This window comes from Dyadobacter fermentans DSM 18053, assembly GCF_000023125.1.
In the GTDB taxonomy this organism is placed as follows: Bacteria; Bacteroidota; Bacteroidia; order Cytophagales; family Spirosomataceae; genus Dyadobacter; species Dyadobacter fermentans.
The window spans coordinates 2,113,819-2,135,667 of sequence record NC_013037.1 but is presented as its reverse complement, the minus strand read 5'-3'; the positions used below and the strand labels follow the sequence as shown (position 1 = coordinate 2,135,667).

At 53.8% G+C, this 21,849-nt stretch carries 18 protein-coding genes; 7 read left to right on the top strand and 11 right to left on the bottom strand.

The window, feature by feature from the left end:
• Positions 1-35 precede the first annotated feature (35 nt).
• Positions 36-1,523: a choice-of-anchor A family protein gene (locus DFER_RS08620; protein ID WP_015811242.1), complete on the top strand. Its 1,488-nt coding sequence runs from the start codon at positions 36-38 to the stop codon at positions 1,521-1,523.
• A 77-nt stretch (positions 1,524-1,600) separates the two neighbouring features.
• On the opposite strand, the gene DFER_RS08615 is transcribed toward DFER_RS08620, so the two are convergent.
• Positions 1,601-2,122: an RNA polymerase sigma-70 factor gene (locus DFER_RS08615; RefSeq protein ID WP_229206260.1), complete on the bottom strand. Its 522-nt coding sequence runs from the start codon at positions 2,120-2,122 to the stop codon at positions 1,601-1,603.
• A 196-nt stretch (positions 2,123-2,318) separates the two neighbouring features.
• Between DFER_RS08615 and DFER_RS08610 the strand changes: the two genes are divergently transcribed.
• The 4 genes from DFER_RS08610 to DFER_RS08595 all read left to right on the top strand — a co-directional run bounded on the left by DFER_RS08610 (position 2,319) and on the right by DFER_RS08595 (position 9,131).
• Complete coding sequence (locus DFER_RS08610) at positions 2,319-3,308, top strand: FecR family protein (protein ID WP_015811240.1); 990 nt, start codon at positions 2,319-2,321, stop codon at positions 3,306-3,308.
• Between the two features lie 13 nt (positions 3,309-3,321).
• Positions 3,322-6,600: a SusC/RagA family TonB-linked outer membrane protein gene (locus DFER_RS08605; RefSeq protein ID WP_015811239.1), complete on the top strand. Its 3,279-nt coding sequence runs from the start codon at positions 3,322-3,324 to the stop codon at positions 6,598-6,600.
• A 2-nt stretch (positions 6,601-6,602) separates the two neighbouring features.
• The gene (locus DFER_RS08600; protein ID WP_015811238.1) at positions 6,603-8,003 is read left to right on the top strand and encodes a RagB/SusD family nutrient uptake outer membrane protein; all 1,401 of its coding nucleotides are present in this window, start codon (positions 6,603-6,605) and stop codon (positions 8,001-8,003) included.
• Positions 8,004-8,090: 87 nt separating this feature from the next.
• On the top strand, positions 8,091-9,131 hold the full coding sequence (locus DFER_RS08595) for a sigma-54 interaction domain-containing protein (protein WP_015811237.1): 1,041 nt from the start codon (positions 8,091-8,093) through the stop codon (positions 9,129-9,131).
• 62 nt (positions 9,132-9,193) lie between these two features.
• On the opposite strand, the gene DFER_RS08590 is transcribed toward DFER_RS08595, so the two are convergent.
• The 8 genes from DFER_RS08590 to DFER_RS08555 all read right to left on the bottom strand — a co-directional run bounded on the left by DFER_RS08590 (position 9,194) and on the right by DFER_RS08555 (position 17,440).
• On the bottom strand, positions 9,194-9,970 hold the full coding sequence (locus DFER_RS08590) for an alpha/beta hydrolase (RefSeq protein ID WP_015811236.1): 777 nt from the start codon (positions 9,968-9,970) through the stop codon (positions 9,194-9,196).
• Between the two features lie 23 nt (positions 9,971-9,993).
• Positions 9,994-10,977: an alpha/beta hydrolase gene (locus DFER_RS08585; RefSeq protein ID WP_015811235.1), complete on the bottom strand. Its 984-nt coding sequence runs from the start codon at positions 10,975-10,977 to the stop codon at positions 9,994-9,996.
• A 159-nt stretch (positions 10,978-11,136) separates the two neighbouring features.
• Complete coding sequence (locus DFER_RS08580) at positions 11,137-12,576, bottom strand: sigma-54 interaction domain-containing protein (RefSeq protein WP_015811234.1); 1,440 nt, start codon at positions 12,574-12,576, stop codon at positions 11,137-11,139.
• Positions 12,577-12,662: 86 nt separating this feature from the next.
• Positions 12,663-13,514: a helix-turn-helix domain-containing protein gene (locus DFER_RS08575; RefSeq protein WP_015811233.1), complete on the bottom strand. Its 852-nt coding sequence runs from the start codon at positions 13,512-13,514 to the stop codon at positions 12,663-12,665.
• A 2-nt stretch (positions 13,515-13,516) separates the two neighbouring features.
• Positions 13,517-14,299: an AraC family transcriptional regulator gene (locus DFER_RS29130; RefSeq protein ID WP_187293443.1), complete on the bottom strand. Its 783-nt coding sequence runs from the start codon at positions 14,297-14,299 to the stop codon at positions 13,517-13,519.
• 14 nt (positions 14,300-14,313) lie between these two features.
• Positions 14,314-15,060 carry a hypothetical protein gene (locus DFER_RS08565; protein WP_015811231.1) on the bottom strand — a complete coding sequence of 249 codons (747 nt, stop codon included), beginning with the start codon at positions 15,058-15,060 and terminating at the stop codon, positions 14,314-14,316.
• A gap of 358 nt (positions 15,061-15,418) precedes the next feature.
• On the bottom strand, positions 15,419-16,372 hold the full coding sequence (locus tag DFER_RS08560; protein ID WP_015811230.1) for a DUF6268 family outer membrane beta-barrel protein: 954 nt from the start codon (positions 16,370-16,372) through the stop codon (positions 15,419-15,421).
• Positions 16,373-16,459: 87 nt separating this feature from the next.
• Entirely contained in the window at positions 16,460-17,440 is a 981-nt protein-coding gene (locus tag DFER_RS08555) for a helix-turn-helix transcriptional regulator (RefSeq protein WP_015811229.1), read from the bottom strand.
• 252 nt (positions 17,441-17,692) lie between these two features.
• On the opposite strand from DFER_RS08555, the gene DFER_RS08550 reads away from it, so the two are divergent.
• On the top strand, positions 17,693-18,661 hold the full coding sequence (locus DFER_RS08550) for a GlxA family transcriptional regulator (protein ID WP_015811228.1): 969 nt from the start codon (positions 17,693-17,695) through the stop codon (positions 18,659-18,661).
• Here the strand turns inward: DFER_RS08550 and DFER_RS08545 are convergent.
• The gene (locus DFER_RS08545) at positions 18,658-20,268 is read right to left on the bottom strand and encodes an outer membrane protein assembly factor BamB family protein (RefSeq protein WP_015811227.1); all 1,611 of its coding nucleotides are present in this window, start codon (positions 20,266-20,268) and stop codon (positions 18,658-18,660) included. The genes DFER_RS08550 and DFER_RS08545 overlap by 4 nt on opposite strands.
• Positions 20,269-20,461: 193 nt before the next feature.
• Here DFER_RS08545 and DFER_RS08540 point away from each other — a divergent pair, with 193 nt between their 5' ends.
• Positions 20,462-20,695 (top strand): hypothetical protein, encoded by a 234-nt coding sequence (locus DFER_RS08540; protein WP_143828697.1) that lies wholly within the window; start codon positions 20,462-20,464, stop codon positions 20,693-20,695.
• Here DFER_RS08540 and DFER_RS08535 read toward each other — a convergent pair.
• The gene (locus DFER_RS08535; RefSeq protein ID WP_015811225.1) at positions 20,692-21,846 is read right to left on the bottom strand and encodes a PepSY-associated TM helix domain-containing protein; all 1,155 of its coding nucleotides are present in this window, start codon (positions 21,844-21,846) and stop codon (positions 20,692-20,694) included. The genes DFER_RS08540 and DFER_RS08535 overlap by 4 nt on opposite strands.
• Positions 21,847-21,849 lie beyond the last annotated feature (3 nt).

Here is a 21,849-nt window from a genome sequence, read left to right as displayed (position 1 = left end):
CAAAAATCGATCATTTCCTTCTCTATCAAATTGTTATGAAAAACTTCTTCAAATTACTTAGTCTACCAAACTACGCAAAGTTCTGTCGCGCTGCCCTAATTACTTCCGTCGTATGTGCTGGTATCGAAAAGCCGGCGCAAGCGCAGGGCGCAGAAACCATCCTGACAATCCCGGATGAGTTTCTGTCCTCCGATTTTGTGGGTAATGGAAATTTCAACGCCATCATTTTCGGCAACTTCCAAAGCAATTCCGGCGACGTGGAAGGACGACTTGCCGTGGCCGGCGACTTTAACCTCACCACCGGCGGGTACAGCGTGGGCACGGGCGGGCAAGGTGTGAACGCCCCGGACGACACCGATAACTTCGTCATCAACGGTGCGTTTAACAACACTGGCGTGGGCAATTGGGGCCTCCGGGGGAACATGATTTACAACACCAACCCCTCAGGAACGACGCTGCCGAGCTTGATAGTGACCGGCACATCGATCAAAGGCGGCGTTTTGGACCACATCCGGTTTTCGGACAATGAGCTGATCGACTACTACCGCACGCTGAGCGGCAAGCTGGATCTTCTGCCGAACACCGGCACGCTGCTTTTTGACGGCTACCACCAGTATACCTTAAAAGGCACCAGCCTCGGGTTGAACGTTTTCGATATTACGCTGCCTGAAAATATGTCCAGCGACGAAATCAAGGTGGAGATACCGGCGGGCTCCTCTGCGATCATCAATATCCTGAACACTTCACTCACGATCAGCAGCGGCAGCATGAAAATGAATGGCGCCGACCAGGTGAATGGACGCGTACTTTTCAATTTTCCCAATGCCAACTTTATTTCTCTGTCCCATTTCAAATGGCTCGGCAACTTTCTCGCACCGAAAGCCAGCCTGAATGGCAATGGCGGCTCGATCAACGGGCAGTCCATTATCGGCGGGCATTTCGATCAGAAAGGCGGTTTTGAGTTCCACAATTTCTATTTCGAAGAGAATTCGATTTCGCTGCCTGTTACCCTCGTGAAATTCGCAGCCGCAAAAGAAGGCAAGGCGGTTAACCTGAGCTGGACCACATCGACCGAGTCGAACAGCAGCCATTTTGACATCGAACACAGCGTGAACGGCAAGGTCTGGAACCGCATCGGAACAGTGTCGTCAAATGGCGAAAGCAAGGAAAAAATCGATTACACATTCACCGACGCATCACCTTTCCGCGAAAACCTATACCGCCTCAAAATGGTGGACCTGGACGGCAGCTTTGCGTACAGCAGCATGCAGAGCGTGACGATGGATATTGAGAATGCCATCAGCATATTCCCTAATCCGGTAACCGATAAGATTCGCTTTGCCAACCGTGCCGATATTACAAGCGTTACGATTAATGACCTCGCCGGCCGGCAGGTATATTCCGCTAACCAGGTTCAGCCGGATGGTATCGACTGCCACGCGCTGAAATCGGGAATGTATGTTGTCACCATGCACCGCTCAAACGGCAGCTCGTTTTCTCAAAAAGTGCTGGTCGCCAAATAGGTTTTAATTCAATGCCCCGCATTTTCGCATCCGGTTGGACCTGCTTTGAAAGAGGCAGCGTCCAACCGGATGCTGCATTAATTCCGGGAGTCGAGTTTGCTTTCGCTGAGTGAGAAGCGGATGAATTGCAGCGCTTTCCGCATGTGCTGCTCCACCGTATTTTCGGATATGTTGAGCCTTTCGGCGATCTGGCGGTTGGAAAGATGTTCCTCGCGGCTCAGCTGGAACACCAGCCTGCGCTGCGGCGGGAGTTTTGTGATAATCCCCGCAATGTGTTCGGAGAGCTCCCGGGCGTATAGTTTTTGTAAAAACGAATCGTCGCTGCGCTGTGTGGCCAGTTCCAGTATGTCGTGATGGCGCCTCGTGAGGGATTCGCGGTGGTAGTAATTGAGGATGGCGTTGCGCAGGCTTCCGAACAGGTAACCTTTCAATGACTGGATTTCCGGCAGGTTGGACCGCATTCTGAACAGGTTCATGAATATATCCTGAACCATGTCCTGGGCGGCACTCCGGTCGGCGACTTTCCGGCAGGCCATTGCGAGTAATTTCACGGCATACCGGTTATAAATTGCCTCGAAAGCACTGTCATCACCTTGCACCCAGCGCAAGATCAGTTCTGCGTCGTCATATGGCGGAGAAATTTTAATCGTCGTTCGTTTAGGGTACAGTTACAAAAATACGCTTTTTGGTGTTTTTAGGGCGGCGGATAAGATTTTTTTAATTTTAGTCTAAAAAAAACTCATAGCGGATAACGGTAGCACCGGGCTAATTTGTCTTGACATTAAATACCCCGAAATGGACACCGCACGACTTACTGCATTGCTGGCCCGCTATCACCGGAACGAATGTTCGCCGGAAGAGGAGCGCGAGCTGCTGAGCTGGTACCATCGGCTGGATGTAAATGGCCTGTCGTACGAAGAATGGCTGGCGACGGAAGGCTCGGAAGCGGCCCTGGCGAAGCGGCTTTTCAGCGATTTCCAGCGCAGGGCGGAGCGAGAGGTGAAGGAACCGGAGAATAAGCCGCTTAGGCCGTGGACACGCATTGCCGCCAGTTTCGTGGGGATCGCGTGCCTGCTAGGCGCCGGCTACTGGCTGGCCGGGCGGCAGCAAGGTGCCGAACCGCTGGTCCGTATCGAACTGCCCGCCAACGCCACCGAGCCGAGGTTTGTGCTGCTGCCCGACAGCAGCAAGGCCGTGTTGCAGCCGGGCACCAGCCTGGAATATTATGAGCCGGAAAGCGCGCTCAGGCAGGTGGAGATCACCGGCGAGGCCTACTTTGCCGTGAAGCCCGATCCGCAGCGGCCATTCTCCGTGGAGGCTGGGGAAGTGAAGGTGACCGTGCTCGGAACGGCATTTAATGTGAAATCCGATGCGGCGCGGAACAGCTCCGAAGTGGTGGTGAACCATGGCAAAGTGAGCGTGGAGCAGTCGGGCAAAATGCTGGGCGTGCTGCTGGCCAATGAGAAGCTCGTTATCACCGCCGACGGTCATGACGCGGTGCAAAAGGCGGTGACGGCGACCGGCGAACAACCGTGGAATGATCTGGTGATGCGGTTCGATTCGGTGTCGTTCGGGATGATCGCCGAGCGGTTGCAGCGGCGGTACGGGACAAATATCCTGTTTACTACAAAATCCCTGGAACGGTGCCCGGTTACGGCCACTTTCACGGGCGAAGAGACATTGACGGACGTGCTCGACATTATCACCACCACTCGGGGCGCGACTTACCGAAAAGAAGAAAGCGGAATTGGAATTACAATTGATGGTGAAGGTTGCAAAAATTAAAGCCTGAGGGCCGATGACCATAAAGTTCTACCATTTTTTTCTCGCGCTGATCCTGGGATCAATGGCGTCGGGCATTGTTTGCGGGCAAAATATCAGGGAGGTAACCGTCTCGTTCGAGATCCGTCGCGCCACTTTGAAAACCGCATTGAAAAAGCTCGAAAAAACAACCGGTTACACGATCGCCTATCCGTCGGAAAAGGTAGGGAAGGTCAGGTCCGTAACCGTGCCGCCGGGAAAGCGCACGATCGAGCAGACGATGCTTTTAATGCTGGAACGGACAGACCTTCAATTCAGGCAGGCAGGCCGTAACATTATTCTTTTCGAAAAATTGGAAAACATCCCTAAAACCGAACAGGCCGAAAAGCCGCAATCGTTCCTGATCCGCGGCAGGGTGATGGCCTTGCAGGAAGGCGGCCCGCTGGAAGGCGCGACGGTGCTGCTCAAAAACGCCGACGAGGGGGCCGTTACCGACGAGGCCGGGCGGTTCACATTGCGGGCCACGGGCAGCGGTGCATCCATTGTGGTTTCGTTTATAGGATACCGTTCGTTGGATACATTACTTTCATTTCCGATCGAAGGCGAGCTTACCCTGAATTTACGCCGCGACATCACGCAGTTGCAGGAGTTGGTGGTCTCTACCGGCTACTACGAAAGCTCGCGCAGCATGAGCACCGGTAATATCGCGCAGGTATCGCGTAAGGTGATCGAAAAGCAGCCCGTCGCCAGCCCGATAGCGGCATTGCAGGGAAGGATACCGGGCGTGTTTATCAGCAATGGAACGGGCGTTCCCGGTTCGGCGGTGCATATCCAGATCCGCGGACGCAATACCATCGACTCCGGCAAAACACCGCTGGTGCTGATCGACGGCGTGCCCGTTCCCTACGAATCGCCCAATTTGCTCACGGGCTCGCATGGCATGGAATCGTACGGAGGCGGGCCCAACCCGCTCAATGCGATCAATCCGGCGGATATAGAGCGCATTGAAATCCTGAAAGACGCCGACGCCACGGCCATTTACGGTTCCAGGGGCGCCAATGGCGTGGTGCTGCTCACGACCCGAAAGGGAAGGCCCGGCGAGACGCGCGTCGACCTGGATGTGTATTCCGGTTTTTCGAAGGTAACCCGCAAGATGGACGTGCTCAACACGCAGGAATACCTCGATCTGCGGCGCAAGGCATTTGCGCTCGACGGCATTACTCCCACCGACCGGAATGCGCCCGACCTCGTATTATGGGACCAAAACGCGCATACCGACTGGCAAAAAGAACTGATCGGCAACCCGGCACCCGTGTCGAATGCGCAGCTTAACATTTCCGGCGGCAACGACGCCACGCGCTTCATGCTCGGAAGCAGTTTTCGGCATGAAAAGCCGATGCTGTCCGGCAACAACCGCGACCGGCGGGGCAATACCCATTTGAACGTCCAGCATGAGTCGGGCAACAAGCGGCTGAACCTGAGCCTGACCATGACCTACGGCGTTACCGACCTTGAAACAAGGGGCATTAACCCGCACGATTACCTGCTGGAAGCGCCCAATCAGCCTAAATTCGACAGCACGGGCGTGACGCCGTACTGGTTCGGTTCGAGTTTCAATGCCTCGGCGCTGCGGTACCAGCAATGGCGCATGCGCTCCGACAACTTCATTGGCAGCGCATTGCTGCAATACCGGCTTTCGGACCACCTGACTCTTGTTCTCAGCGGAGGTTACACGCGCATCAACGACCGGCAAGTGCTCAAAAACCCCTCGACCTACATTAATCCCTCGATGTCGTACGGCTTCAAAAACCAAGCGAGCTTTGCGAACGGGCAGCGGTGGACCTACAATATCGAGCCGCGTATCCGGTTCAGGCGCGCGGTGGGGGCGGGGGTGTTGTCGGCGCTCGCGGGCGCTACATTCCAGCAGAGCGTGAAAAGCAGCCAGCAGATTTCGGCACAGGACTTTCCGATGGAGGCATTGATGGATAACCTGGCTTCGGCTGCCATTATCTCGGACCGGCGCTCTGCATTCAGCGATTACCGGTATCACTCCATTCTCGGGCACGCGTCGTATGCGTGGGAGGATAAATACATCTTGAATGGAACCTACCGGGTGGATGGCTCGTCCCGTTTCGGCGAAGGCAGGCGATTTGGTGGTTTCGGGGCGATGGGCGTGGCCTGGATATTCTCGCGGGAAGCCTGGGTGAGCGAGGCATTGCCGTTTGTCACATTCGGTAAACTCAGGGCCAGCTATGGCACCACCGGCAACGACCAGATCGGCGATTACCGGTACCTGGAAACCTACATGGCTTCGAAGACACCGTACATGAACAAGTCGGGCCTCACGCCCAACCGCCTGCCCAACCCGGATTACAGCTGGGAGGTGAGCCGGAAAGCCGAAGCAGGGCTTGAACTGGCATTTCTGAACGGCAGCTTGCAGGTGCATGCGTCGGCATTCATGAGCCGGTCGAGCAACCAGCTGGTAAATTTCCCCGTGGCGAGCCAAACGGGTTTTTCCTTCTACCAGGCCAATCTGGATGCATTGATTGAAAACAAGGGACTGGAATTTGAGTTGCATGCCAAAATCGCCGAACGGAACAGGTTCCGCTGGGAAGCCGGATTTAACCTCACGACATTTAAAAACACGCTGCTGCGCTTTCCCGGCCTGGCGTCGTCATCCTACGCCAGCCGATACGAGATCGGCGAGTCGGTGAATGTGGTGAGGGGCTACCGGTTCACCGGCGTGAACCCGGAAAGCGGAATGGCTATGGTGGAGGACCTCAACCGGGATGGCGCCTACAACCCCGGAAACGATTTTCAGGCCCTGGGCAACCTTGATCCCCGGTTTTTCGGAGGATTCAGCAACACTTTCCGGTATAGCAACTTTGAGCTGGATCTTTTCTTTGATTTTATACGAAAACCCCTGGAATACGGCTATCTGGATGTATTTCCGTCGCCGATCGGTGGAAGAGCCAACGTGAAGAGAAGCTGGGCAACCGACTATTGGACAGAGCCCGGGCAAAATGCATTGAGGCCCCGGCCCACCAGCTCCGCCACCGGCAGAAATTATTTCGACGTTTACGGCAATTCCGACGTTGCCTTTGAAGATGCCTCCTACATGCGCCTGCGCAATGCCGCGCTGTCCTACAATCTGCCGGTTAGGTTGAAAAAGTATCTCAAACTGCGGGACATGAAAGTTTACGTACACGGACAAAACCTGCTGACTTTCACCCGCTATGGCGGCTTCGATCCGGAAACGCCGCGGCTCGCCCCGCCATTGAAAACGATCGTAGCCGGCATCAGACTGACCCTTTGATTATGAAACCATCACTCCTTAACCGTGTCCTGAAAAACGCCTGGCTGGCGGTGGCGCTGGCGGCAATTGCGGCGTCGCAAGAGTCGTGCAAAAGCTATCTGGAAATTCCGCCGCCCACTACCGACCTGACGAGAACCACCGTTTTCAGCGACGCCAGTTCCGTCGAAGCCACGGTCAACGGCTTGTATACTCTGACGTTCATCGACATCAACTTCTGGTCTTATGCGCCCCACTTTTATGGCGGCATGATGGCCGACGAGCTTTACCCGAGGAGCGTGAATGTTTTCGATGATCTCCTTTTTAACCAATATAATCCTTCCACCGACACCTATGGCAAGTTCTGGCAAAATGGATACAAAGTGATCTACCATGCCAATAGCATCATCACCGGCCTTGCGGACGTCACGTTTTTGCCGGAGATTTTGCACAAGCGGTACATAGCCGAAGCCAAGTTTTTCAGAGCGTACATTTACCTGCTGCTCTCAGGCTATTATGGCGACGTGCCGTTGATCACCACCACCGATATCAAGGAAACGGACAGCGCGCCGCGGTCGCCCAAGGCGGCTGTTATAGCCCTGGTAGTGGCTGATTTGAAGGATGTTATCGCGGATCTGAGCCGGATGGATATGCCCAAAACCAGGGTAAATGCATTGGCCGCCCAATCCCTGCTGGCCAGGGTGTACCTGTATTCGCAGCAGTGGGAGGAAGCCGCGGCGGCCGCTACCGCAGCCATTGCCGGAAATGCCCGGCTGGAAAGCGCACTCGACAGCGTTTTTCTGCGGAGCAGTGACGAAACGATCTGGACGATCAGCAGCAGCGGTTCCAGGCCCGACCAAGGGGACCGAACCACTTACGGACTCATGCTATTACCGTCTCCCACTAATCTGAATTACGGATTACCGAAATCGCTCTATAACAGTTTCGAGCCAGGCGACAAGCGCCGTTCGACATGGATCGGCATTTTCGCGGTAAGCCCGGATACCATCTTGTTTACGGCCAAATACAAGCAAAAATCGACCAACATGGGCCCCATGCTGGCGGAAGATGATGTGGTGATGCGGCTCGCGGAACAATACCTGATCCGGGCGGAAGCGAATGCAGCGATGGGCAAGACCAGCGAGTCGGCGGCCGACCTGAATGTGCTCCGCCGCCGCGCCGGGTTGCGTGATTTGCCGTCCGATATGAGAAAAGAGCAGCTCGTCCTGCAAGTGGAAAAGGAACGGCGCGCCGAGTTGTTCGTGGAAGGGCACCGGTGGTTCGATATCGTGCGGACGGGCCGGGCCAATGCGGTATTCGGAGCGGCAAAGCCTGCCACCTGGAAGCCGCATGCCGTGTTGCTGCCGATTCCGCAGGCCGAAATGGACCTGAACCAAAACCTTGTCCAAAACCCGGGCTATCAGTAACGGCAGCGACAATATCAAGCTATTCCAATTTCCGATAAAGCCGGTTGGCAGAATATTCTGCCAACCGGTGATAGAAACCTATTGATAATGAAAAGCGCAAACTCAGTTTATTTAAAAGACGACCGGGAGGTGAGGCAGCCCATTTGGCAAACCTCCATCATCGGGTCCGGACCGAAATTCCAGCACGCCGTAGACCTGACCAATGCCGTCGCGCCGTCCGATGTCTCGGTGCTATTGCTCGGCGAGAGCGGCACGGGCAAGGAGAAATTCGCCGAAGCCATCCATTTGAAATCGCCCCGGGCAAACAAGCCTTTTGTGCGCATCAACTGCGCATCGCTGCCGCCCACGCTCATCGAATCGGAGCTGTTTGGTCATGAAAAAGGTGTGTTCACAGGAGCCTACGAGCGGAAAACGGGCAAATTCGAGCGGGCGCAGCAGGGGACCATATTCCTGGACGAAATCGGCGAGCTGCCGCTGATGATGCAATCCAAACTGCTGCACGTATTGCAGGAAAAGCAAATCGAGCGGATCGGCGGCAATGCGAGCATTCCGATCGACACGCGGGTGATCGCGGCCACCAACCGGAATCTGGAAAAGGACGTAGCCGAAGGTACATTCCGAAAAGACCTTTTTTACCGGCTCAACATCTTTCCCATCACCCTGCCGCCGCTGCGCGACCGGAAAGAAGACATCCGGCAGCTTGCGGACTACTTTCTCTCGATGTACAATGCCCGGTTCCGGAAAAACATCAAAGGCATTGCGCCGGAGGCACTTATGCAGCTCGAAAACCACCATTGGCCCGGAAATATCCGTGAAATGCAGCACCTTTTCGAACGGGCCGTGCTACTCTGCCCGACCCACACGATCCACCGTTTCATAGAGTTCGACGTAGCGGACGAAGCGGAAAAAGTGGCCGAAACAAAAGTGAAATCGCTTACGGAAATGGAGCGCGACCACATCGTAGCCACCCTGAGAAGGTGCAAAGGGAAAATTTCAGGCAAGGACGGTGCCGCCGAATTGCTGGACATTAACCCTTCCACGCTGGTATCCAGGCTGAAAAAGCTGGGCATCAGCCAGGTAAGCGTTTGGAAAAACGATCCCATTTCCGCCAACGACAGCTATTATTGATAGGATATTAAAAAAATGCCCTTGCATAAGGCAAGGGCACCGGGTTTGCTGAGAAGCGTTGATCAGTAATTCTTGATCCAGTCGAGCACGTAGTCGGCATCAGATTCCCAGCCGGCCTGCGCCAGCACGTGGTGGTTGCGGCCGGGGAACTCCTTGTATTCCAATACCGAGCCGTTCTTTTTATAGCGCTCGTAGTTCCGGTTGTTCAGATGCGCCGGAATGATATTATCCAGTGACCCCGATGTAAGCAAAAGCGGCGCGTGCGGTTTATCAAAATCCACCGCGGCAGCGCTCGTGAGTCCACCGCGCGCCACGCGCTTGGATTCGGGCGAGGTGAGCAGGTCATACGCCTTCTGCTGCTCGTCCAGCGGCATTTCATTCACAAATGCATATTGCCAGGTATCGAACGGCATGAGGTAGGTCTCGTCCAGCGACGTGAACAGCCCCAATGCGCCCCAGGTGGATTTGAGGAATGAAAACTCGTAGGGAATGATGCCCTGCGGCGGCACCGAATGAATGGCCACCGCGGCGGCGGCCAGGTCGCGGTTCAGCAATATCTGCGTGATGAGCCCGCCCAGGGAATGGCCGATGATGATGGGCTTTTCCGGAAAACTTTTGGCGATACCCGCAAAATGGTCGACCAGTTCGGCGAGTGTGAGGCGGGCCAGGTCGATGTCGTGCGGCTGGCGTGCGCGGAGTTCGGCGGCCGAGGCGTCCTTGAACGGCCAGGCAGGCGCCAGGGTCGAGTAACCGCGCGCTTCGAAATAAACCCGCCATTCATCCCAGCAATGGTGCGTCACAAATGCGCCTGTGACAAAAAGTATGTTCTTTGTTTTCATGTCAAATGACTGATGGTGAGTTGTTACAGGTACTTTTTCAACTGCTGTGCCGCCTGGACGAACACCGCTTTTGTCTGCGGTATTTCCGCCAGGCCATTCAACAGGCCGAAGTCGTGGATCACATCGTTGTAGCGAACCGTTGTGACTTCTACACCCGCTTCACTCAGTTTTCGTCCGTATTCTTCCCCCTCGTCGAGCAGAATATCGTTTTCGGCCACCTGGATGAGCGTTGGCGGCAAGCCCCTGAGCTGCTCGGTCGCCGCTTGTGCGGGCGATGCGTAAATTTCGTGTCTCTGGTCGGGAGAAATGTACTGGTCCCACATCCATTGCATGAGGGATGAGGTCAGAAAGCGCTGTGTACCAAATTGCTGATACGAATTCCGCCCGAAATTGGCATCGGTCACCGGCCAGAAAAGGATCTGCGTTTTGAACGCCGGGCCTCCCTGGGCCTTGGCCAGCAATACGGCGGCCGTAGCGAGGTTTCCGCCCGCGCTATTGCCCACAATGGCCAGCCGGGATCCATCGACTTGGATCGATGCCCCGTTGGCAGCCAGCCACTTAGCCGTTGCATACACTTCGTGCACAGGCTGCGGGTACTTCACTTCCGGCGCGCGGGAATAGTTCACAAACACGCCCGTGAAGCCGGTGAGCGTCACGAGGTCGCGCACCATGCGCTTGTGGGTAGGGTAGTCGCCGAGCACCCAGCCGCCGCCGTGGATGAACATGAACACGGGCTGCACGCCGGTAGCACCTTCGGGCCGAACGATGTTGAGCGTAATATCAAAGCCATCCTCGGTGATCGTTTTTTCTTCCTCGGTAATGCCCGAAAGATCGACCTCGAAAGCCGCCTGGGCGGAAACCAGCACATTTCGGGCGTCATCCACCGGCAGGCTTTCCAATGGTGGCCCTCCTGCGTTCAACGGTTTGAGAAATTCCTTAACAGCCGGAGACAAATGGGGATCTTCTGCAAAATCGATCCGCGACGATGCAATAGCTTCGGTGGTCATGATAAGATTGAAGTTAGATAAATGGATAGCACGCGGACGGAACTTGTCCCGGGCCTTACTTAACAAAGCTACTGATGCCGGTTTTACGCCTCAACCGCCATTTGACGGTACTATTTGTACATTTTCCGGTCATTACCGCCACCAGCAGCGAATGCCGGTTCAGTGGTTTCTCAGAATGATCTGCTCCTTGCTGATGCCGAGCTTTTTGATTTTGGAATTCAATGTTCCCACTTTCAGGTTGAGCAGCTGGGCGGCGCCTCCGGGGCCGTATATTTTTCCATTGCATTGATTGAGAACCCGGATAATGTATTCGCGCTCGTTTTCCTCGTGCGTTTTGGTGTAAATGCCTGCGGCAGGTGCGTGCCCGGACTGGGTGGGAGAAGGCAGCAGCACGTCGCGGATCACGTGGTCGCGGGCGAGCAGCACACAGCGTTCCATCTGGTGTTCGAGCTCGCGCACATTGCCGGGCCAGGGATAGGCCAGCAGCGCCTTCATCACATTGCTGGATATCCGCGAAATGCTTTTTCCGTTGTTTTTGGCAAACCTGCCGACGAACTGTTTGGCCAGCAGGGAAATATCCCCGGTTCGTTCCCGCAGGGGCGGGAGTGTAATGGGAAAAACATGGAGCCTGTAAAAAAGGTCGCTGCGGAAGCGGCCTTGCTGTACTTCTTCCAGCAAGTTCCGGTTGGTGGCCGCGATAATGCGCACGTCGACTTTGATCACGCCCTTCCCGCCGATGCGCTCTATTTCCCGTTCCTGAATGGCGCGGAGCAGCTTCGCCTGCATATCCAGCGGCATTTCACCGATTTCGTCCAGGAAAAGCGTGGCCTGATTAGCCAGTTCGAACTTGCCGATCCGGCGTTCAAATGCGCCGGTAAAGCTGCCTTTTTCGTGCCCGAACAGCTCGCTTTCGATCAGGTGGGCCGGAATGGCGGCGCAGTTTACGCGCACCATCAGCCTGTCCTTTCGCGCGGATGAATTGTGGATGGCCCTCGCCACCAGTTCCTTCCCGGTGCCGGTTTCCCCGAGCAGTAACACGGTGCTGTTGGTAAACGAAACCTGCGACAAAAGCTGAAAAACACGTTGCATGGGCCCGCTGGAACCGATAATGTCGTCGTAGGAGAAGCCTTCTTTCGCCTCTTCGAGCAGGTATGCATTCTGTTCTTCCAGCTGGCTTTGGTAATGCTTGATTTCTTCCAGTTGCCGGCTCAGCTTTTCCGTTGAAACGATGTTGGCAATGGCAAGCGAAACCACGCTGGACACCTGGTCCGGCAAGGCCATCGGTATCGCCGGAGAAATGGCTTCGCGGTCGGAATAAAAGCGTAAATGGCCCCATGTCCCTGATTCGTCGTGCAATGCGATTGCCAGTACTTCATGTTCGCTGGCCTCGCCCGCTGGTACGTGGGCATCAGCGGACAGCGGCAGCCTGCTGATCCGGCAATGGGTGAAGTGGAACAACGCTTTCAGTTGGTCGTTCAGGATTTGTTGCAATGCCAGCAGGCTAGGGGCAGTGGCCAATTGCCGGTACAGCGAGGTAAGCACCGCCATTTCCTGCGCTGTTAACTGCCGGTTTGGTGACAATGCTTCGTCGTGCGACATAATATGAACCAATGTACTGATACCTAAGGCGGATGGTAACGCTATCTACTGTACGTAACACCGACTGTGCGCGCGAATGCTTCGTATTACGCGCGTTTCAGCCAGTTGTTCCGGAAATCGGAAAAATTCATGCCGGTTTGGGTTTTGAAAAACTTGCTGAATGATGACGGGTCGTCAAACCCCAGATGCAATGCAATTTCTTTCATCGACAAGCCGCTGCTTACCGCTTTGCGCTTGGCTTCGAGCAATACGCGCTGGTGAATATGGTAACTGGCCGAGTAACCTGAAACCCGTTTGGTAACTTCACTGAGGTAATTCGATGAAACCGCCAGGTCGTCGGCATAGGCCGAAACCTGTTTTTGCTTCCTGAAATGCTCGTCTACTTTGTTCATAAAGCGGCCAAACACCAGCTGGTCGTTGCCCGGGGGCCGGTGCTCGTCGGTGCCGGACCTGCGGGAGAAGTAGGCGAGCAGCATTTTCACCAGTCCGTTCAGCATATCAGCCCGGAACCGTTGCCGGTTGCCATATTCCCAGAGGATCGTGCGGACAATGTATTCAATGTCCGTTTGCGCCTCGGCATTCAGGGGCATGGCCTGCATGAGTTTGCCTCGGCGTGAATGGTTCAGGAAGGGAGGGAGGGCGGAGGATGCATGGCCGCCGCAGAGAAAATCCTCCGAAAACGCGATTTGATAACCTTCCAGATCCTGCTCGGGACTGAGCCGGTGGATCTGACCCGGAAAAAGACAATAGAGGGTGTTGTCGATGATCGGCCTGTTGTCAAGGTCCACCGTGAGGAAGCCTTTGCCTTTTTTGATCCAGATCATTTCAAATAGTTCCGACTGGTAGTAGCGACCGGAAGCGGCCGTGCTGCGCAGCGCTTCATGCAGGCATGCGGCGCGGAAAGGCTCTTTCCGGCCGGGTAGGGTGGTGGTGTTCATCGCTATATCGCCTGATAGGCCCGTTTATAGTTGGAGAATGTCATACCGGTTTTGCTTCGGAAAAACTTGCTGAAATGCGCCATGTCGTTGAAGCCCAGTCCGTAAGCAACCTCCTTCATGCTCGCGCCCGAGCTGATGGCGGCGTGCTTGGCCACATGGATAATGTGCTCGTAAATGTGATGACTAGCCGGGTAGCCGGACACTTTGCGGACGCATTCCGTGAGCATTTCCGTTTTCACAGACAGCGCATTGGCATATTCCTGCACACTCCGCCGGCCCGACTTGCGGTCTTTGACCAGCTTCATAAAACGCTGGAACAATCGGAGCTCATCGCATTCCGAAACGACCGCTTCCGGCTGCGGGTACAGGCGGGCGATCGAGATGATCAGCACTTTCAAAAGGCCTGGAATGAGCATTTCGCCTGCGTGGTGGGCGCATTCACGTGCGAGGTTGGTGATCATCCGTTCAATGGCCAGGCCATCCTGCACCGGAATGGGCTTTTCGTGCTGCCGGACGCTGGGCTGGGCGCCGGCAAACGGGTAGTAATGCTGGCACCCGGTCATCAGCAGTATTTCTTCCGGGAAGGAAACGAGGTATCCCGTTTGGCTGTGGCCGAAAGTGAGGTCGGCGCTGCTGCCGGGAGGCAAAACATGCAGCTGGCGAAGGCTTTTGTCCCACGGATGTGCCAGCCACAAAATCCGGTAGAGGGATTTGGGGGCCGTCGCAAGGTCGTCGGAGCAGCGAAGAGGCTGCACCCGGAGCAGGCTCGCCCCGGAATGCATCATGGATTTGCCGCCCCTCATTTTTTGACTGTATAAGGCAATGACAGGTTCCCCGACAATACGCCGTACACATTGTACACACCCAGGATCGGCTCCGATTTGCCGCCGTGATGTCCTTCGCCATGGCTCATCTGCATATAGCAAGCCACGGCATCGAATTTGAAATCTTTTTGATAATGCATTCTGAATGCGGGAATCAGCACGCGCATCGACGATCCCTGCTTGATGACGTTAAATCCGGGCGAATCGAAGAACATCGGCATGCCGGGGGCAGTTTTGGGTAAGGCCACTGTTTTGTCGCCCAATTTGAATTCTTTCACGCTCAAACCGCCCGGTACGCGGTCGTCTTTGGTGAGCACCACCCAGTGCGCGTGCCAGATCACCCCGTCGTTGTCGTATTTTCCGTCGGCGTCCTCGTCCCAAAGCGGCGTGTCGTCCATGTCGGGGTGGGATGTGAGCGCCATCGCCACGATGCCCTCGGTGGCGGAAAAGCCCACGTCCTGGGATTTCAAAGTGGTCGGGAACACATACCCCAGCACGGGGGCGCCGCTCATGCTTCCCACGGGTGCCGGCACCGTTTTCCCGGCCTGGCCTTCCACGGTTACCTCAAACACCAGCGCGTCGATGCGGCTTTCGTACACCACCTCGGCTGCTTTGAGTTTAAAATCGGCATTGTTGTACTTTTCACCGGGTTTCTGTGCAAAGGAATGGGAGAGAGTGAGCGTGAGACAAAGGGAGAGGGGAATACTGCAAATCGTTTTCATGTTTGACTGTTGGCGTTAAAGGTGAGATTACAGCATTAAGAGCTATTTTTATGCCACTCGGTTAATATGTTGATTATTAGATGTTTATAGTTTTTTAGGTTTTATTTTTTTGTTGAAATATCAATAATCTGTACTGCTGCTTGTGATATATCAATATTCCCGAAGCTTGTTATGCGCTAAAAAACAAAGGCACAAGAAACCTCCGCAGATTTCTTGTGCCTGAAAATAACCGAGTGCTCAAAACGGTACCAGATTACCAAACCACAACTGTACGTTATTCCTTACTCAAAAGCGAAATTCGGAAATGCAGCAACATACCGAAATGGCGGAAGCGGGGTTTGTGGTGTCAGTTATCACATTACCGGCTATTTTTCGCGCGGATCGACGGGCGGTACTTGAACCCGATTCCGTAAATAAGGTTGGTCCCCAAGCCGTGATAGGGATATTCGGTAAACATTTCGGACACCTTTTTCTCGCCGTAGGCATAGCGACGGAGGGCGGTAAAACCCACTCTCGGGATTATTTCAAAATTCCCTGCGCGAATGGTAGATGACAGCGTAAATGGCAGCTGCCAGAAACTCATCAGCCTGTTCTTTCGTTCGTTGCTGGTTGTTACATCATAAGACAATACTTCCGGTTGAAATGCGAACGACATATTCCATTTATTGCTGGTTGCATACGTAATTCCAACGTAATGTGCGATACCGGCCGATTTATCAGGGGTTCGGATATCCAATCGGAATTTACCGCCCATTTTCCAATCGACCGTTAAAGCGGGCCACGGCATAAATCCACCGAGATTATTGTGTACAATCGCACCGACTCCCAGGCTGAAATTCGGGGTGAATTGCCGGATAAACACCGCACCGCCCGCAAGGAATGCATCGTTTTTATCAACCTCCTTAAAGTCGGAATTGATAGCCGTATTCAGAAATACATTATACGCCCATTTCCTGTTGATAGTGGAATAGTAAAAGAAACCGACATTCAATGCATACAGCTCGGGAGGTAATATTTCCTTGTTATATCCATCCCTGGAAAAGCTCGTGTAACGTGCCTGGATATTCGATCCCAGCGAGCGGATCCGGCCGGTAGCGGTGTCGATTCTCGTGTGGATATTGACCAACGCCCCCACATTGAATTCCGATTGAGAGGCCTTGCCTGGCTTCGAGGCGCTGTCTGCGGGAGGTAAGTATTTGGATAGGGGATTATACTTTGCAGAAACTTCGATTTGTGAAATCTGGGCATATCCGGAGGCTGGACGGAAGATGATCAGTATCAGAACTGACCACAATAATTTACTTGCTTTCATTTTCAGGTTTTTATTGCAAATAAATCTCACCGGCAAGACTAACTGTTTCAAATGCGGGAGTATTGCTTTCGAAAAATGAAAATCACATTACCTTAGCTGACTGGGAGAAACACCATACCGATTTTTGAATGCATCGCTGAAATGGCTGATTGATGCAAACCCGGTTTGATAGGCTATTTCGGTTAAAGAGCGGTCTCTTTTGGCAATTTCCTGATAAGCCGTGGTCAATCGTTCTTCTCTTAGGTAGTTGAATAAGGACTGGCCGAACAATGCTTTGAAACCTGTTTTTAATTTATAAACATTCATTCCTACTTCAAGCGAAATGGCTTCAAGCGACGGGGTGAAAGAAATGTCGGATAATATAAATTCCCTGGCCAGGTTTAGCCTTTTTACATCGCCATCATTTAGTTTGGACAAGACTGAATTCTGTGAATTGTCCTCTATCTGCGCTATTTGCAGCGACAGCAATTCCAATATCCTCGCCTCGGTGTACAAGCGAAGCGAAGCCACATTGTACGCACCCGAATCGAGCGAGTTTAATAGTTTGAGCATTGGAAATGATATTTGCAAATGATTACCGGCGGCGAACGAATGGCCGTTCCCTTTGGCCATATCGGTAGCCATCCGGTCGATGGAGGGACTGCCGCCCTCTGCCAGCCGGAAAAAATAGTCGGGTGAAAGATGGATGACGGTCAGCCGTATGTTTTGTCCGGCGGCAAAGAGCGTTTCTTCGGTTTGATGGGCGTTGTAAATCAGATTGTGTTGCAGCGTGCCGATTTCGCGGAACGACTTGTCCGGCTGCTTCACACGGATATTGCCCTTTTCGAGAAACAGCAGGCCTACCGTCACCGGTGCGTCGGAAGCTTTTATACTAACTTGTTCTTTCACATCTACATCATGTACAGCAATGTGACTTTGTCCGGCAGATATTTCAGTCGTGCTGCTCGTCCAATACTTTTCAACCGTTGAATAGGACGTTTTATAATAGGGCGAGGACATCTCACCTCCATCAGCCACTGTGCCAGAGGCTTTTACCTCTCCATATTGATCAATTACTTCGATTTTCATAAACCTGGGACAGGATTGATCCCAAATCCGTAGCGAATCGGGATCGCTGTTAAACATTTTTCTGATAGACAACTCAGCGGGCTCATTCACTAAACGTGCGCAGTCGTTTTTTATAAATCAGGAGTTCTAACAGGGCAAAACGCGCTAGTGCTGCCCAAGGTCTATTCAAGAAAAGTGCTTTAAAGACGATTTTCGGGTTAATATGGACAGGGCCGGCTGCCTATCTTTGCAGCCGTCTATTACCAAAATGCCATGCAGGTTCAAATCGTATTCCTCGTTCCCGAAGGTCTGATCAATTGGAGCAGCATTACCGCTGTGAGTGAAATATTGCAATGGGCCGATGAACACTGGCAAAGTCACGGCCACAAGCTGAGGCTGAATATGGTGCTGGCAGGGCAGGGACCGCAGATAAGCCCGTCCGACATGCATTTCCCGGTACTAAAATCGACTTCTATCGCCAGCGTGTCGCAGCCGGACCTGATCATCATCCCCTCCGTATCCCAGCAGTACAAAACCATGCTGGGCAGCTCGCACGCGATGGTGGAATGGATCAGGACGCAGCACCAGCTTGGAGCCCAGGTCGCTAGCATTTGCACGGGCGCGTTTCTGCTCGCGGCAACCGGGCTGGTCGACGGGAAGCGGTGTGCGACCCACTGGGATGCGGCCTACGACCTGCGGACTATGTTTCCGAAAGTGAAGGTGTGTATAGACGTGCTCACCGAAGCCCCGGGCATTTACACCAACGGCGGCGGCTATTCATTTCTCAACCTGGCCTTGATGCTGGTGGAAAAGTACTTCGACCGGTCCACGGCAGTCCTGTGCGCGAAGATGTTCCAGATCGACATCGGCCGGAGCACCCAATCGCCATTCGCCGTCTTTGCAGGTCAGAAACGCCACGGTGACCCGGTCATTATCAAGGCGCAGGAGTACATCGAAGAGCACATCAGCGAAAAGATATCACTGGAAATGCTGGCCTCGGACCTGGCTACAAGCCGGCGGAACTTCGACCGCCGGTTCATCCGCGCCACCGGCAACACGCCCATGCAATACATCCAGCGCGCCAGAATGGAACTGGCCAAAAAAGCGCTCGAAGAAACCAACCAAACCGTTTGGGAAATCATGCTCGGTTGCGGCTACAACGACGAAAAGGCATTCCGGGAGGTTTTTCGAAAGCTGGTTGGACTCCTGCCGCTGGATTACAAGGCCAGATATCGCCTCTAATCGTTCTGCCTGCCGACTGCCCCGCCAAACGCGCTCATAAACGGACGCATATCCATTTCTGCAATGTTGAGGTTCGACTTCCGGTAATAAAACCTGGTCCCGAAACGCGACGCGTTATGCGGGATTTCACAATGTGCTACCGGCAGGTTATCGGTTTTGTTTACTACAAATGTCTCTTTGGCGTTGCCCAAAAACCTGAAATCGGCGTTTTCGAAGTAATTCCGGTACAGGATAGCCTTGTCGACCTTTTCGACGAGCAGAAAATCGTTGTTGAATTTGAGCAGATCGCCGGCCTCGGAGTGGATATAATAATGGTCGCGGTCGAGGCTTAGCTGCAAGCAGGCCGAATCTTTTTTGGCAAACAATTCGTCCGATACGAACGACTGCATCTCGTCGCCTGTATGCATGGTCATCATGTCCTTTTGGGTAAGCCCTTCGGGCGAAAACTCGTGAACTTCGAGCTTGTCGCGGTAGAGCAGGTACAGGTCGCGGCCCTGAATCATGTAGTCCGTGAAGTAATTTTTACGTTCGCCCCACACCTTCATAAAAAGCTCCCGGCCGGTGGTTGCGTCGAATGCCGCAATAAACGGAGTGCCGAAACGCGCCGCCTGGCCATTTTTTATCGCATGCCCCGTGTTGATCATATAGAGCACGTTACCTTCCTTGAAAAGATGCGATTTGCTGGTTTGCTTCTCGTTCAGCGCCGTGGACCAAATCGTTCTGCCGTCCAGCGAATGGCGGCTGATCTTGTTCTTGGCAGCGAAGAACACCGTATCTTTTTCGAAGACCACGTTAGAACAAATACTCAGAAAAAGATTCGTATAGCCATTTCCGCTGATCGGCACCGCATAGTATGGGCTGCCGGTGAATGCGGTCCCGGCAGTGGCAACTGCTACCGTAAGCACAGCCAGCCCGACTTGCTTCATATCCACTTTTTCGGCATGCGATACGCGGTCCACAGACCAGCCATCGCCATCGGTAACCCGCACCACATGCAAGCCCGACGACTTGATCAGCGCCGTTTCATCGTTCAGCATTTGCAGGTCCTGCCAGCCGAATGCACCGGGCACGTAGCGCTGCCATACCTGTCGCCCGTTTTCCAGGTCAATGCCCTGCATTACTTTATAGCCGCCATCCCCCTGCACGTTGTAGCAAAATGCGCGGTTCGCTTCGGGAAAAACTTTGTACGCGATGCCTTTGGTTTTCCATAGCGGCAGGCCGTTTTCGGGATTGAGGCGTTTCAGTTTGTTGCCCCGCTGTTCGAGGATCACGTCGCTGTCGAGCAGCAGCTGGCTTTCCGCGTACTTGAATTTTTTCTGCCATTTCATTTGTCCGCTTGCAGGATTGTAAACCATCACCTCGCCCTTGAACGTCCACATGGCCTTGTTCGGTTTTTTCTGGCGGAGCATGAGCGCGAACGACTCGTCTGGGAGCGGATGAATGCGGAAAACGGGCATTCCAAAACCCATTTCACGGCCCGTGAGCGGCGTATTGGTCCTGAAATCGATGCCGGTTTGCAGGATGTTGGTGGTCGGCTGGAATTTGGATTGGGAAAACGTGCCGGCGACAGGGCACAGCAACAGAAAAAACAATAGAATTTTTTTCATGAACAAAAAAAAGGAACTGATAAGTGAGGTGTTTGGAACGCTAAATATCGAAATTAATTCGACAAAAACTATCAGTTACATCATGCTTGCCGGAAAGGCATATTTGAAGCTTGTGCAGGATGGAAGAAATCGGGGACAGATCTCATTTTGATGAATGATAAATAGTACCTTAGGAAATCAAAATGAGCTCATTATGGACGAGAAAAACGGATTCATCATTAATCAGTCGCCTTCTCAAATCAGGCTGGTGCGCCAGAAGATCAGAGATCAGGTGATGCGCGAATATCAGCAGGACCTTCAACAGGCAACGGGCTGGCGCAAACGGGTACTGGTTTGGAAGCTCAACCTGATCACCGAAATCCGATACCGTGGCATTCTTTGCATGGGAGCCGCCGCCACATTGCCGGAGGAATCGCAGGTGATTTAAGTGCGTTTTTTCTGGTGATTCTTCTTTCTTCCCCACCAAATGATAGTCCCGGTAACAGGCAGGCTCGCGCATACGAGGCTGGCGGCGAAGGCGAGGATCATACCGGGCAGGCCCAGGGTTTTGCCGGTGTGAAGATCGTAATTGCTGTTACGCCATTTCTGGCCGCGGGTTTTGGAATTGTGCAGTAAACGGTCGTATTCGCGGCCGGTTGTGAGGTCATACTGGTGGTAATCGTAGTGCGTCCAAAGGTCTTTGCCGGGACGGTTCACCGCCGCGAGCAGGGTGTTGGTGGATGAGATTTCTGAAAGATAAATCCGCTTAAAGTCAGGATAAACCGACCGCAGCGTTTCCAGTTGGCGGTCGAGCAATGTAGCGTGGTGTGCTCCGCCGGGGTTGGGGTTTCGGGCAAGTTTAAATTGTACCACCTGGCCGTCGAGCATGCGGTACACAGTATTTTCCCACCACTGAAACGACCATACGATTCCGGTAAGCCCGAGGAACAGGCCTACTATCAGGACATAAAACCCGGGAATGTTGTGTAAATCGTAATTCCGTCTTTTCCAGCGGGTGGTTTCTTTCCATTTGAACCGGAACCGCTGCCGCGCCGCGGCTCTGTTTTGCGGCCACCAAAGCACCAGGCCCGAAAGGAGCAGCACCATGAAAATGATCGTCGCCGAGCCGACAATCGGGCTACCGATCTGCGGATCGAGCAACAGGTTCTGATGAATGGCCCTCACGGTGATAAAAAATTCCCATTCCATGTCGAAAACGCCATTTATCTCACCCGTGTACTGGTTCACGTAAACCCGCTTCCAGTTCAGGCCGGGATGTTCGAACAGGCCATTATCCGCCTGATGTGATCCCTGGAAGACATTGAATTCATAGGCCATGCGCGGGTCCCCGTAAACATTCACGGCATTGATCGTATCCGCGTTACCCAATGCCTGTTGCGCACGGGCTTTCAGCAGGGAAGCCGGAAGGACGGGAGCGCTAGCCGGCGCGCCCACGTACACGAGCCGCCGGTGAAATAGGTGGAAAAGCTCTTCTTCAAATGCAAAAATGCAACCGGTAATGCTCACGATAAACACCACCAGCCCGGACGCGAGTCCGAGCCAGAGGTGAATTATGCGGGCGACTTTTTTGAAGGTCATCCG